This is a genomic window from Pseudonocardia lacus (genome assembly GCF_018531445.1).
Classification (GTDB): Bacteria; Actinomycetota; Actinomycetes; order Mycobacteriales; family Pseudonocardiaceae; genus Pseudonocardia; species Pseudonocardia lacus.
In genome coordinates, this window is record NZ_JAHDTH010000145.1 from 1 (window position 1) to 12549 (window position 12549).

16 protein-coding genes are annotated in these 12549 nt (G+C 76.2%); 10 read left to right on the forward strand and 6 right to left on the reverse strand.

The features are described 5' to 3' along the window. Window positions 1-139: 139 nt before the first annotated feature. On the forward strand, window positions 140-1282 hold the full coding sequence (locus KIK08_RS26280; RefSeq protein WP_214405934.1) for an acyl-CoA dehydrogenase family protein: 1143 nt from the start codon (window positions 140-142) through the stop codon (window positions 1280-1282). A 12-nt stretch (window positions 1283-1294) separates the two neighbouring features. Here the strand turns inward: KIK08_RS26280 and KIK08_RS26285 are convergent, their stop codons facing one another. The 5 genes from KIK08_RS26285 to KIK08_RS26305 form a co-directional block, all read right to left on the reverse strand. Further along, window positions 1295-2137: a PPK2 family polyphosphate kinase gene (locus tag KIK08_RS26285; protein WP_214405935.1), complete on the reverse strand. Its 843-nt coding sequence runs from the start codon at window positions 2135-2137 to the stop codon at window positions 1295-1297. Window positions 2138-2141: 4 nt separating this feature from the next. Beyond that, window positions 2142-2813: a Uma2 family endonuclease gene (locus tag KIK08_RS26290; RefSeq protein ID WP_214405936.1), complete on the reverse strand. Its 672-nt coding sequence runs from the start codon at window positions 2811-2813 to the stop codon at window positions 2142-2144. Window positions 2814-2898: 85 nt separating this feature from the next. Then, a complete protein-coding gene (locus KIK08_RS26295) occupies window positions 2899-3756 on the reverse strand; it encodes an ABC transporter ATP-binding protein (RefSeq protein WP_214405937.1) in 858 nt (285 codons plus the stop codon). Then, window positions 3753-4853, reverse strand: coding sequence for a FecCD family ABC transporter permease (locus KIK08_RS26300; RefSeq protein ID WP_214405938.1), 1101 nt, complete (start codon window positions 4851-4853; stop codon window positions 3753-3755). The genes KIK08_RS26295 and KIK08_RS26300 overlap by 4 nt, the downstream gene beginning before the upstream one ends. Continuing rightward, entirely contained in the window at window positions 4853-5896 is a 1044-nt protein-coding gene (locus KIK08_RS26305; protein ID WP_214405947.1) for a FecCD family ABC transporter permease, read from the reverse strand. The genes KIK08_RS26300 and KIK08_RS26305 overlap by 1 nt, the downstream gene beginning before the upstream one ends. Window positions 5897-6070: 174 nt before the next feature. Between KIK08_RS26305 and KIK08_RS26310 the strand changes: the two genes are divergently transcribed. The 9 genes from KIK08_RS26310 (at window position 6071) to KIK08_RS41925 (ending at window position 11648) form a co-directional block, all read left to right on the forward strand. Further along, the gene (locus tag KIK08_RS26310) at window positions 6071-6793 is read left to right on the forward strand and encodes a pyrimidine reductase family protein (RefSeq protein ID WP_214405939.1); all 723 of its coding nucleotides are present in this window, start codon (window positions 6071-6073) and stop codon (window positions 6791-6793) included. Window positions 6794-6871: 78 nt separating this feature from the next. After that, entirely contained in the window at window positions 6872-7387 is a 516-nt protein-coding gene (locus KIK08_RS26315) for an Asp23/Gls24 family envelope stress response protein (protein ID WP_214405940.1), read from the forward strand. After that, window positions 7384-7791, forward strand: coding sequence for a hypothetical protein (locus KIK08_RS26320; RefSeq protein ID WP_214405941.1), 408 nt, complete (start codon window positions 7384-7386; stop codon window positions 7789-7791). The genes KIK08_RS26315 and KIK08_RS26320 overlap by 4 nt, the downstream gene beginning before the upstream one ends. Next, a complete protein-coding gene (locus KIK08_RS26325; protein ID WP_250557850.1) occupies window positions 7788-8096 on the forward strand; it encodes a hypothetical protein in 309 nt (102 codons plus the stop codon). Before KIK08_RS26320 ends, KIK08_RS26325 begins: the two co-directional genes overlap by 4 nt. Before the next feature lie 61 nt (window positions 8097-8157). Next, entirely contained in the window at window positions 8158-8337 is a 180-nt protein-coding gene (locus KIK08_RS26330) for a hypothetical protein (protein WP_214405942.1), read from the forward strand. Further along, complete coding sequence (locus KIK08_RS26335) at window positions 8334-8729, forward strand: Asp23/Gls24 family envelope stress response protein (protein WP_214405943.1); 396 nt, start codon at window positions 8334-8336, stop codon at window positions 8727-8729. Before KIK08_RS26330 ends, KIK08_RS26335 begins: the two co-directional genes overlap by 4 nt. Window positions 8730-8789: 60 nt before the next feature. Further along, entirely contained in the window at window positions 8790-9338 is a 549-nt protein-coding gene (locus tag KIK08_RS26340; RefSeq protein ID WP_214405944.1) for a DUF6286 domain-containing protein, read from the forward strand. Beyond that, window positions 9335-9988, forward strand: a complete 654-nt coding sequence (locus KIK08_RS26345; protein WP_308257902.1) for an Asp23/Gls24 family envelope stress response protein — start codon at window positions 9335-9337, stop codon at window positions 9986-9988. The genes KIK08_RS26340 and KIK08_RS26345 overlap by 4 nt, the downstream gene beginning before the upstream one ends. Before the next feature lie 79 nt (window positions 9989-10067). Beyond that, entirely contained in the window at window positions 10068-11648 is a 1581-nt protein-coding gene (locus KIK08_RS41925; RefSeq protein ID WP_214405945.1) for an alpha/beta hydrolase, read from the forward strand. Between the two features lie 6 nt (window positions 11649-11654). Here the strand turns inward: KIK08_RS41925 and KIK08_RS26355 are convergent. Beyond that, window positions 11655-12549 (reverse strand): DUF732 domain-containing protein (locus tag KIK08_RS26355; protein WP_214405946.1); only part of this gene is annotated, 895 nt, incomplete at its 5' end.

Below are 12549 nucleotides of genomic sequence, written 5' to 3' on the forward strand. Positions count from 1 at the left end.
CCCCCCCCCCCGACACTTGTTGGGCGGCAACCCCGCGCCCTTTACAACCCCGACAACTTCGTTCTCGACGGCGGCGGGAGAGCTGTGACGGTCAGCGGAGACCGTTTCGTGCGGGGGCGGGGTCTGTGACACTCGCGGGATGCAGCGGGACCTCTTCCAGCCCGAGCACGACGCCTTCCGCGAGCTCGCGCGCACCTTCATCGCCAAGGATATCGCCCCGTTCCACGACCGGTGGGAGCACGAGGGGCAGGTCGACCGCGAGCTCTGGCGGACGGCGGGGGCCGCGGGGCTGCTGGGTACCGACGTGCCCGATGAGTACGGCGGCGGCGGGCAGGACGACTTCCGCTACAACGTCGTGCTCACCGAGGAGCTGGCCGCGGTCGGCGCCAGCGGCGTGGGCTTCTCCCTGCACAACGACGTGGTGGCGCCCTACCTGCTGCGGCTGGCCTCCGACGAGCAGAAGCGGCGCTGGCTGCCCGGCTTCTGCTCCGGCGAGCTGATCACCGCGATCGCGATGACCGAGCCCGGCACGGGCAGCGACCTGCAGGGCATCCGCACGTCGGCGCGCCGCGACGGCGACGGCTGGGTGCTCAACGGGGCCAAGACGTTCATCACCAACGGCATCATGTCCGACCTGGTGATCGTGGTGGCGCGCACCGACCCCGACGCCGGCAGCCGCGGGTTCAGCCTGCTGGTGGTCGAGCGGGGCATGCCCGGCTTCGAGCGCGGGCGGCGCCTGGAGAAGGTGGGCCTGAAGGCCCAGGACACCGCCGAGCTGGCGTTCACCGACGTGCGGGTGCCGGCGGCGAACGTGCTCGGCGAGCCGGGCACCGGGCTCATCTCGCTGATGCAGAACCTGCCCCAGGAGCGGATGAGCATCGCGGTGTCCAGCATCGCCGGCGCCGAGCGCGCCCTGGCGCTGACGCTGGCCTACACCGGCGAGCGCACGGCCTTCGGCAAGCCGGTCAGCAGCTTCCAGAACACCCGCTTCGAGCTGGCCGAGATGTCCACCGAGGTCGACGTGACCCGGGTGTACGTCGACCGGTGCATCGGCGAGCTGGTGGCCGGTCGGCTCAGCGCGGTGGACGCGGCCAAGGCCAAGTGGTGGGCCAGCGACGTGCTCAAGCGCGTGGTCGACCGCTGCGTGCAGCTGCACGGGGGGTACGGCTACATGCTGGAGTACCCGATCGCCAAGGCGTTCCTGGACGCGCGCGTGCAGTCGATCTACGGCGGCACGAACGAGATCATGAAGGAGATCATCGGTCGCGACCTGGCGAGGTAGCCGGGCCGGGGGTCAGACCGGTCGGGTGGTCTCGATACGGGCGCGCTCGGCCTCCACGTCCACCTTGGCCGGCGGGAACTTCGGGTCCAGCTCGGTGAGGGTCTCGGCCAGCAGGGACGCGACGGCCCAGTTGCGGTACCACTTGCGGTCGGCCGGGATGACGTACCAGGGGGCGGCGTCGGAGTCGGTCCGTTGCAGCGCCTCGGCGTAGGCCTCCTGGTAGGCCGGCCACTTCGCGCGCGCGTCCACGTCGCCGGGGTTGTACTTCCACACCTTCTGCGGGTCGTCCAGCCGGGCCAGCAGCCGTTCGCGCTGCTCGTCGGGCGAGATGTGCAGCATGCACTTGAGCACGGTGACGCCGTTGCGGCCCAGCTCGGCCTCGAAGGCGGTGATCTGCTCATAGCGCGGCCGCCAGACGTCCTCGGGCACCAGCGAGTCGACCCGCACGACCAGGACGTCCTCGTAGTGGGAGCGGTCGAAGAAGCCCAGCCGCCCGGGCGGGGGCAGCTGCCGGCGGACGCGCCAGAGGAAGTCGTGGGAGAGCTCTTCCTCGGTGGGCCTGCCGAACGACGCGACGCGCAGCCAGGCCGGGTTGACCAGCCCGCCGACGTGCTCGACGACGCCGCCCTTGCCGGAGGTGTCCATCCCCTGCAGCACGACCAGTACCGCCCGGGTGCCGCCGCCTGCGGCCTCGGCGTGCAGCGCGTCCTGCAGGGCGTCGATCCGTTCGCCCAGCCCGGCCAGCTCCCCGGCGGCGCTCGCCTTGTCGCGGGGGCCGATCGGGCGGTCGCGCGGGTCGACGGCGGCCGGTCCGTCCGGCGTGAGTCGGAACGCCTCGCGCGCTGAGGGCTTCACCCGGTCAGCCTACGGTTTGCGTCTCCTCGGGCGCGGTGGCGGGTGCGGTGACCGGGGGTGCGGCGACCGCGTTCAGGTCGAGGTCGAGCTGGAACGGCTCCTCCAGCCGCAACGGCTCGTCGCCCTGGGCGCGCGCGTACTCGTGGTAGCGCCCGCTGATGATCATCTCGGCGACGGCGAACGGGCCGTGGTGGTCGACCAGCAGCAGGTAGGGGATGCGGACGCCGGCGTAGAGCTGCGGCTTGAAGGTCCGGTCGACCGCGCCGTGCTCGCGCCCGATCACCTCGATGACCATCAGCGCGGCGCTCGCGTCGAGCACCTCGTCGCCGCCCACAGTTCCCACGGGCTTGTCGCCCGCGGTGTCGCGCTCGGACTCCGCGGCCGCCTGCTCCTGCTCGGCCTCCTCCTCGTCGCCCGCCGTGGTCACGATCAGGTCGGGCACCAGGACGCAGTCCGGGCTGAGCCGCAGCGCGACCGGGCCGCGGACCTGCAGGCCGTCGGGCAGGGCCGCGGAGACCGCCTCGCGCACCGCGGCGACCGCGGCGGCCCGCTCGACGCTGGTGCCGGCCCCGACCAGCAGCGTGCCCTCGACGACCTCGACGCGGTCGGTGCGGGGCAGGGCGAGGTAGGCGTCCTCGGTCCAGGGACCTTCGTGGTCGAAAACCGGGTGGTCCACTGCTGCCCCCGCTCTCTCGCGCTCCGGAGCCGCACGCGAACGCGCTCGGCAAGCCGACATCGTGCCATGGGTGCCCGCGCGCGGGTCACCCCGACGACGAGTGGACCCCGATCGGCACCACCATCGGGGTGCCGCTGACCGGATCCGGGATCACGCGCGCGTCGAGCCCGAAGACCTCGGCGAGCAGGGCCTCGGTCACCACGTCGGACGGGTCGCCGGAGGCCACGATCCGCCCGGCGCGCATGGCCACCAGCCGGTCGCTGTAGCGGGCGGCCAGGTTGAGGTCGTGCAGCACCATGACGACGGTCCGCCCGGCCTCGCGGTGCAGCCTGCGCACCAGCTCCAGCACCTCCACCTGGTGGGCCAGGTCGAGGTAGGTGGTGGGCTCGTCGAGCAGCAGCAGGTCGGTGCCCTGGGCCAGGGCCATCGAGATCCAGGCCCGCTGGCGCTGCCCGCCGGAGAGCTCGTCGACCGGGCGCTCGGCGAGGTCGGCGATGCCGGTCCACTCCAGTGCGGTGGCGACGGCGTCCTCGTCGTCGCCGGACCACTGCCGGTACCAGGCCTGGTGGGGGTGGCGGCCGCGGGCGACCAGGTCGGCCACGGTGAGCCCCTCGGGGGCCAGCGGCGACTGCGGCAGCATCCCGAGGATCTTGGCGACCTCCTTGGTCGGCGTGCGGTCGATCCGCTTGCCGTCCAGCAGGACCTGGCCCCCGGTGGGCTTGAGCAGCCGGCCCATCGCGCGCAGCAGCGTCGACTTGCCGCAGCCGTTGGGCCCGATCACCGCGGTGACGGTGCCGTTGACGACGTCGAGGTCGAGCCCGTCGATGACGACGTGCTCGCCGTAGGCCAGCCGCACGTCGTCGGCCCGCAGCCGCACGGCGCCGGGGTCGCGGTCGGCTGCGCCGATGTGCTCGCCCGCGGCGGGCGTGGTCCAGGTGGTCATCCGCGGGACCTCCGGCGGTGTCGGGCCAGCAGGAAGAGCAGGTAGGGGGCGCCGATGACGGCCGTGACGATGCCGACGGGCAGCTCGGTGCCGCCCAGGGCGGTGCGGGCCAGGATGTCGGCGACGACGGTCAGCACCGCCCCGACGACCAGCGACCCGGTGATCGGCGGTCGGGCGATCCCGGTGAGCCGCTGCGCGATCTGCGGGGCGACCAGCGCCACGAACGCGATGGGGCCGGCCGCCGCGGCGGCCACCGACGCGAGGCAGACCGCCACCAGCAGCAGCACGCTGCGCGAGCGGTCGACGCGGATGCCGAGCCCGCGGGCGGTGTCGTCGCCGTACTGCAGCGCGCCCAGCACGTGCGCGAGCACGAGCGCGGCCGGCACCAGGACCGCCAGCGCGACCGCGACCGGCCAGACGTGCTCCCAGCCGCGCCCGTTGAGGCTGCCGTTCAGCCAGACGTAGGCGCGGGCGGCCTGGTAGACGCCGGTGACCACGAGCATCCACTGGATCAGCGCCACCAGCATCGCGTTCACCCCGACGCCGACCAGCACCAGCCGGAACCCCTGCAGCCCTCGCCGCCAGGCCAACCCGTAGATCAGCGCGGCGGTCAGCAGCCCGCCCAGCAGGGCGGCCACCGGGATGCCGACCGCGGCCGTGGCGCCGCCGACGGCGCCGCCCGCGCCGGCGAACACGATCACCAGCACCGCGCCGACGGTGGCGCCCGCGGTCAGCCCGATGATGTCGGGGCTGGCCAGCGGGTTGCGCGCGATCGACTGGGTGATGGCCCCGGAGACCGCGAGCGCCGCGCCGACCAGCGCGCCGGTCAGCGAGCGGGGCAGCCGCAGGTCGAGCACGACCAGCCGCTGGCCGCCGTTGCCGCCGCCGAGCAGCACGGCCAGCACGTCCGGGACGGAGATCGGGTACTCGCCCAGGCCGAGGTTGACCGCCAGGGCCAGGACGACCACGACCAGCCCGACGACGACCACGGCCGCGGCCCGCAGCCGCACCACCGTGGACACCGGCCCGATGCGCAGTGGCGTGCGGCCGGGCACGAGCGCGGCGCGCGGCGCGCGGACCGTCGTGGGCGCGGCCATCACACGGCCGCCAGTGCGCGGCGGCGGACCAGGGCGATGAAGAACGGCCCGCCGACCAGCGCCAGCACGATGCCGACCTGCAGCTCGCCGGGGCGCACCACGATCCGGCCGAGCACGTCGGCCAGGACCAGCAGGACCGCCCCGGCCACCGCCGAGCAGGGCAGCAGCCAGCGGTAGTCCGGACCGGTGAGGCTGCGCACGACGTGCGGCACGACCAGGCCGAGGAACGCGATGGGGCCGCACATGGCGGTGGCGGTGCCGGCCAGCAGGGTGATCGCCAGTATCCCGAGCAGGCGGGTGCGGCCGACCGAGAAGCCCAGGGAGCGCGCCACGTCGTCGCCCAGGGACAGCGCGTTGAGCGCGGGGGCGGTGGCCAGGGCGATCACCGCGCCGGCGGCCAGCAGCCACCACACCTGGGCGACGATCTCCAGGTCGCGCCCGGCCAGCGAGCCGACCACCCAGAACCGGTAGGCGTCGAGGGTGTCGACGTCGAGCAGGATGACCGACGAGGTGAGCGCGGTGAGCAGGGCGGTGACCGCGGCGCCGGCCAGCGCCAGCGTCACCGGGGTGGGCCCGCCCCGCCCGGCCGATCCGACGGCGAACACGAACACGCCGGCGGCCAGCGCACCCAGCAGCGCGAACCAGACGTAGCCCAGCGGGGTCGTGACACCGAGCAGGTAGATGGCGACGACCACCAGGAACCCGGCGCCGGCGTTGACGCCGAGCAGCCCGGGGTCGGCCAGCGGGTTGCGGGTGTGGCCCTGGATGAGCGCCCCGGCCATGCCCAGCGCCGCGCCGACGAGCAGCCCGAACAGGGTGCGCGGCAGGCGCAGCTGCAGCACGACGACGTCGTCCTCGGTGCCGGTGGCGGCGGTCAGCGCGTGCCACACGGTGTCCAGCGGGATGGCCTTCGCCCCCACGGCCACGCTGAGCAGGCTGCCGGCGACCACGGCGACGACCAGGCCGAGCAGCGTGAGCCTGCGCCGCCTGCGCAGCCCGCTGCCGCCGGCCGGCGGGCGCGGCTTCAGCGCCGTCAGCGCCATGCCGGCCGCCTGGGCGCCCGCCGCCCGCGCGGCGACGGTGGGACGCGCGCCATCTGTCTCCATCCGGGGTGGGTCCGATCGGTGTGGCCGCAGCATAGGTGAGCCTTACCGATCCCCCAACATCAAGCGGCGCTCCGCACACCCCGGTGACGCCCCCCGTGCTGGGATGGACGAGTGGATCTCCTGGTGCCCGGCCCGACCGACCTCGACGAGGCGGCCCTGGCCGCCCACTACGCGTACCCCGACGGGCTCGCCGCGCCCTACGTGCGCGTCAACTTCGTGGCCAGCGCCGACGGCGCGGTGACGGTCGACGGGCGCTCGCGCGGCCTCGGCGGTCCGGCGGACCGGCGGGTGTTCGGCCGGCTGCGCAGGCTGGCCGAGGTCGTGCTGGTGGGCGCCGGGACCGTGCGCGCCGAGGACTACCGCGGCGCCCGCCGGCCCACGGTCGGGCGCGACCTGCCGCCGCCGATCGCGGTGGTGACCGGCTCGGCCGACCTCGACCCGGGGGCACGGCTGTTCACCGACACGGCGGTCCCCCCGATCGTGCTCACCCTGGCCTCCGCGCCCGCCGAGCGGCGCGAGCGCCTGGCCGCGGCCGGCGCCGACGTGGTCGTGCTCGACCGGCTCACCCCGGACGCCCTGCTGGGCGAGCTCGGCGCGCGCGGGCTGCACCGCGTCCTGTGCGAGGGCGGCCCCGGCCTGTTCGGCGAGCTGCTGGCCGCCGACGCCGTCGACGAGCTGTGCCTGACCGTCTCGCCGCTGCTGGCCGGCGGCGACGCCGGGCGGATCGCCCGCGGTCCGGCGGGCACCCCCGCGCGCCCGCTGTCGTTGGTCGGGGTGGCGCACGAGGATGGCACCCTCCTCCTGCGCTACCTCCGGGATGCTCACATCGGGTGAGCGACCGGACCCGCCGGCCGCGTCGCCACCGGCGGGGAGGGCGAAGATGGGGGCCGTCGAGCAGAGAGGCCGAGAACCGTGACCGAGAGCACCCCCCGATCCAGCGCGGCGTCCACCACGACCACCACCACGTCCACCGTCCGGACGCCGACGACCACGGTGTCCTCCCCCGCCCGGCTCGCCGACGAGACCGCCCAGGGCAAGACCACGATCGCCGCCTCGGTGGTGCAGAAGATCGCCGGCATCGCCGCGCGCGAGATCTCCGGCGTGCACTCGATGGGCGGTGGCGTCTCCCGGGCGTTCGGCGCGCTGCGCGAGCGCATCCCCGGCGGCGGGGCCGGCGCGACCAACATCGCGGGCGTGCAGGTCGAGGTGGGCGAGAAGCAGGCCGCGATCGACCTGGACATCGTCGTCGAGTACGGGGCGTCGATCGTCGAGCTGGCCAGGGCGGTGCGCCGCAACGTCATCACCGCCGTGGAGCGGATGACCGGGCTGGAGGTCATCGAGGTCAACATCGCGGTCAACGACATCCACCTGCCCGAGCTCGAGGCCGCCGAGGACATCCCGGTCCCGGTGACGTCCCGGGTCGAGTGAGCGCGCCCGGGCCGCTCCCGGCCACCGTCGAGGAGCGGGACGCGCTGGCCGAGCGGGTGTCGGCCGCGGTGCTCGCCGTCCCCGGCGTCGCCGGCCCGCACGGCGGCCGGTACAACGACATCGCCACCTTCCGCGCGGGCGGGCGCCTGGTCGGGGTGCGCATCGGCGAGGGCGCCGAACCCGTGGAGGTCGGCGTGGTGCTGCGCCTCGATCGCCCCATCCCCGACGTGGTCGCCGACGTGCGCGACGCCGCCTCCCGGCTGTGCGGCGGCGCCGCGGTCGACATCACCGTCGGCGACGTCGTCGGCGACGCGGTCGACGACCTGCTCGGCCACCCGGCCGGCGACGCGCCCGGTTCCGGCGGTGCCGCGACGGGGGCCGACCCCGGCAGGATGGTGCGGTGAGCGCGCCCCCGGACCCCGACGGCGAGGCCGACCTCCGCGCCGACATCCACTTCGACACGGCCGAGGAACGGGCGGCGTTCCGCGCGTTCGTCCGCGACAACCACCCCGACCGCGGCGGCGACCCCGAGGTCTTCGCCGCCGGGCTGGCCCGCTTCGGCCGCGGCGCCACCCCGCCAGCGCCCGAAGGGGTCGAGGAGCGTTACGACCGGCCCGTCGAGGTCGTTCCGGTACTGCCGTTCCCGGTCCGGGTGGGCGTCGCGCTGATCCGCACCTGGCACCGGCGCCGCGACCCGCGGGTGCGGTGAGCGCCGTGACCGCCCGACCAGCACCGTCCACCGCCCGCCCGCGAGACCCGAGGAGTACGCGATGAACGCAACCCAGACCGGCCTGCTGACGGGGCTCGCGCTGGGCGCCGCCGGGGCCTTCGGCGGCTTCACCGTCTTCCTGATCGTGCTGGTCTCCGGGGTGATCGGGCTGCTGGTGGGCCGGGTGCTCGACGGCCAGCTCGACCTCGGCGCGGTGCTGGGCCGCGGCCGCGACCGGTGAGCTCGCCCGCCGCGGTCCCGCTCGAGGACGTGGGCGAGCGCGGCCACCTCGACGTCCAGCCGATCGTGCTGCGCCGGATCGTGGAGTTCGCCGCCGACTCGGTCCCCGGCACGCTGCGCCACGAGCGCAGGCTGGCCGGGATCGACGTCGGCGAGGCGGGGGCCAGCGCCCGGGTGAGCGTCGGGTCGGGCGACCCGCTCGCCGTCGACGTGCGGCTGGAGCTGACGCTGCGCTACCCGGCCCCGGTGCGCGCGGTGATCGAGGCGGTGCGGGCGAAGGTCGGCGAGGAGCTGACCCGGATCGCCGGCTTCCACGTCCGGACGATGACGGTGACCGTCGTCGGCCTGCGCGAGCCCCCCACCCCGACGGCGCGCACCCGCACCCCGCTCTGAACCTGCTCCGACCGCCGATCCCGACCACCCAGACCCGACCACCCCGGAAGGACTCCGCCGATGCGCGCCGTGCTCCGCGTGCTCTCGCCGCTGATCGCGCTGGCCCTGGCCGCGGCCGGGGTGCTGCTGGTCATCGAGGTGGTGGGGGCGTGGCTGCGGCCGTCGCTGCCCGCGGGGGTGGCCGACGGCGTGGTGGTGCCGTGGCCGGCGTGGCAGGTCTGGCTGGGCGGGCTGACCTGGCGCAGCGAGCCGGTGCCCGTCGTGGCGATCGTGGCCGCCGTCGTGGGGCTGCTGCTGGTGCTGGTCGGGCTGCTGGCCCGGCGCTCCGCGATCGGTATGGAGGGCCCCGACCCGGCCATCACGGTGACCACCTCGCCGCGGGTGCTGGCCCAGCTGGTCGGGCGCCGGGTGCGGGCCGCCGAGGACGTCACCAGCGCCTCGGTCACCGCGTCCGCCCGGCGGATCTCGGTCACCGCGCAGGGCTGGGCGGACGAGCCGCAGCTGCGCGCGAGCGTCGTCGCCCGCGTCGAGGAACTGCTCGACCAGCTCCCGCTGCACCGCAGGCCGACCGTGTCGGTGTCGGTGTCGGAGCGGAAGGGGCCCCGGTGACCACCCCGACGACCACCCCGACGACCACCGCGCGGTCGAACACGACGGGCCTGCGCCGGCGGGCCCGGGCCGCGGTGGCGCGCTCCGCGGCGGGCGACCGGTCGCTCGTCGTGCTCGTCGGCGGGCTGCTGCTGGTCGCGGGCACGCTCGTGGCGCTGCTGTCCTACGGGGTGTTCGGAACCGGGCGCTCCGCCCGCCCGCTGCTCGACCCGATCATCCTCGACACGCTGCGCGCGCAGCCGTTGCCGTTCCGGCTCGTCGCGATCGTCGGCGGGCTGCTGCTCGCCGTGCTCGGAGTGGTCTGGGCGGCCCGCTCGGTGCGCCCGGAGTCCCGCCCCGACCTGCACCTGACCGGCGTGCCCGACACCCGGATCGTGATCGACTCGACGGCCGCGGCGGACGCCATCGGCCGGCAGGCCGCAGGGCTGGCCGGGGTCGGGCGGGCCCGGGCCCGGCTGGTCGGTCCCGAGCACGCCCCCGCCCTGCGGGTCACCCTGTGGCTGGCCGACGACGCCGACGTCGGCGCGGTGCTCGCCGCGCTCGACGAGCAGGTGCTGGCCGGGGCGCGCGAGTCGCTGGAGCTCGGCGAGCTGCCGGTCGCGGTGCGCCTGGAGCTGGACGCCGTCACACCCCCGCCGCGGGTCGCCTGACCGGGTTCCTGCCTCACCGCGGCCACACCGGCGCTGGACGACCCTGGGAGCCCAACGCGGACGACGGGAGGGCACGCACGTGGGGCGATCGCCGCGCCGCGCGGTGGCGACCGCGCTGCTCTGCCTCGCCCTCGCGATCACCGGCGCGGCCTGCACCGTGGGGCCCTCCGAGCGCCCGCCGGTGGCCGTGCGGGGGGAGAACGTGCCCGCCGCCCCGACCGGCACCGCGTCCGGGCCCGCCCTCGACGAGGAGCTGCCCGAGCCGGAGGCCGGCCTGGTCAGCGTCCCGTTCGTCGACTGCACGCAGGACTCGCTGCTGGCCGCCCCGCCGGTGCCGGCCGACCGCGCGCTCCAGGTGGAGTGCGCCGAGATCATCGTGCCCGCCGACCCCGACCAGCCCGGCCTGGGCGGCATCTCGCTCGGCGTGAGCCGGGTGTCGCTGGCCTCCGCGCGACCCGACGACCTGCCGCCCCTGCTCACCGTCGGCGACAGCGGCGTCGACCCCTCCGCGGCGCACGCCGTCACGCTCGCCACCCAGGTCTCGCCGTCGGTGCTGGACCGGTTCGCGATCGTCGGGCTCGACCGCCGCGGCTCCGGGGTCGACCTGCTCGACTGCGCCCCGGGCGGGGCCAGGGCCGCGCTGGTGGACGCGACCGTCACCAGCGAGGAGGCGCTGGCCGACCTGCTGGAGGAGGCCCGCGACATCGTCCAGGAGTGCAACCTCTCCCTCGACGGCGGCCTGTCCACCTACCGCACCGTGCTCACCGCGTCCGACGTCGAGCAGCTGCGGATCGACCTGGGCGTGCGGCGGCTGTCGGCGGTCGGGGTGGGCGACGGCGCGGCCGCGCTCGCCGCGTGGGCCCGATCCGCCCCCACGGCCGTCGGCCGGCTCGTGCTCGACGGCCCGCCCTACCCGGGGCTGGACGAGCCGGACCTGAGCGAGTCGCGGGCCGGCGCGGCCGAGGCCGCGTTCGAGGCGTTCGCCGTGGTCTGCCGGACGGCGGGGGCGGCCTGCCCGCTGGGCCCCGACCCGCGGGCCGCCGTCAGCGCCCTGCTCGACCGGCTGCGCGTGCAGCCGCTGGCCGCGGTCGACGGCACGCGACTCACCGCCGGCGCCGCGCTGACCGTCCTGCTCGACCGGCTGGGCGACCCGCAGGCCTGGCCGGGCCTGGCGTTCGCGCTGGGCGCGGCGGTCGACGGCGACCCGACCCCGCTGCTGGCCGCCATCGCCCCGATCACCGGCGCGGGCGGGCGCTTCGACGGGATGCTGGCCACCACCTGCAACGACACCCGTCGCCGGCTGTCGCCCGGCGAGATCGCCGAGCTCACCACCAGCTGGCGCACGGCCTACCCGCTGTTCGGGACGATCCTGGCCATGCGGCTGGTGGCGTGCGCGCCGTGGCCGACGTCCGCCGGCCCCGACCTGGCCGGGCGGGCCGATGGGGCCCCGCCGATCCTGGTGCTGGGCACCGCGGCCGACCCGGAGGGCGCGCTGGAAGGCTCCCGGCGCACCGCGGAGGGCCTGGCCTCGGCCCGGTTCCTGAGCTGGCAGGGCGCCGGGACCGGCGCCTACCCGCGGACCCCGTGCGTCACCGGGTTCGTCGACGCCATGCTGGTCGGCGGCGTGGTGCCGCCGTCGGGCATCCTCTGCCCGCCGTGAGCCGGCTCAGCAGTAGTGCTCCCGGGCGGCCTCGACCACGGTCGGGGCCTGCTGCGCGGTGATCGAGGTCAGCACCGCGGGCAGCACCCGCAGCAGGGCGGAGTCCTCGGTGCCGCGCTCGATCTGCTGGCAGATCACCACGGCGGCCTCGGTCTCGGCCGCACCGCTGCGGCTGGTCGGGATGCCAGCCTCGCGCAGGGCCTTCAGGAACGCGGTGCCCTGCTGCGACGTCGGGTCGGCCGCCGCGCGCACCGCCTCGCCGGCCACGACCCCCGGCGCCGCGGTGGCGGTGGGACGCGCAGGCGGCGGGGTCGGCACCATGGCCTGCGCCACCGCGGGCGCGGCCGGGCGGGGTTCCGGGGCGGGTTCGGAGCCGAGCGTGGTGACCAGGCCGGCCACACCGAGCAGCGCGACGGCCGCGGCGACGGCGATCGGTCCGCGCCGCGGGCGGTGACGGGTCGCGCGGCGGGCCCGCACCTCGCGGCGCGACAGCGCCGGCATCGGCTCCTCGGCCCCGGCCCCGGCATTGGCGTTGGCGTTGGCGTTGGCCCCGGCATCGGCACTGTCCTCGGCGCCGCCGTCGGTCCCCTCCTCCGGGGCCTCCGCCTCGTCGTCGAGGCCGGCGGGGACCGCGCGGGGGTCCACCGCCGCGGGGGCACCCTCCGGGCGGCCGTCGATGTCGACGACCTTGGTGCCCGGCGGCAGCACCGCCTCCGGGTCGGTCCGGTCGCGGGCCTCCGGGACCAGCGGCCGCACCAGCGTCAGGTCGACGGGCCCGTCCTCCCCCGCCACCGGCGCCGCGCGGCCCGGTGCCCGGGACACCGCCGGGCGCTGCGGCGACACCGCCGGTCGGGGCGGGGCCACGGGCCGCTCCACGCCGCGGGCGCCGTGCGGAGCCGGC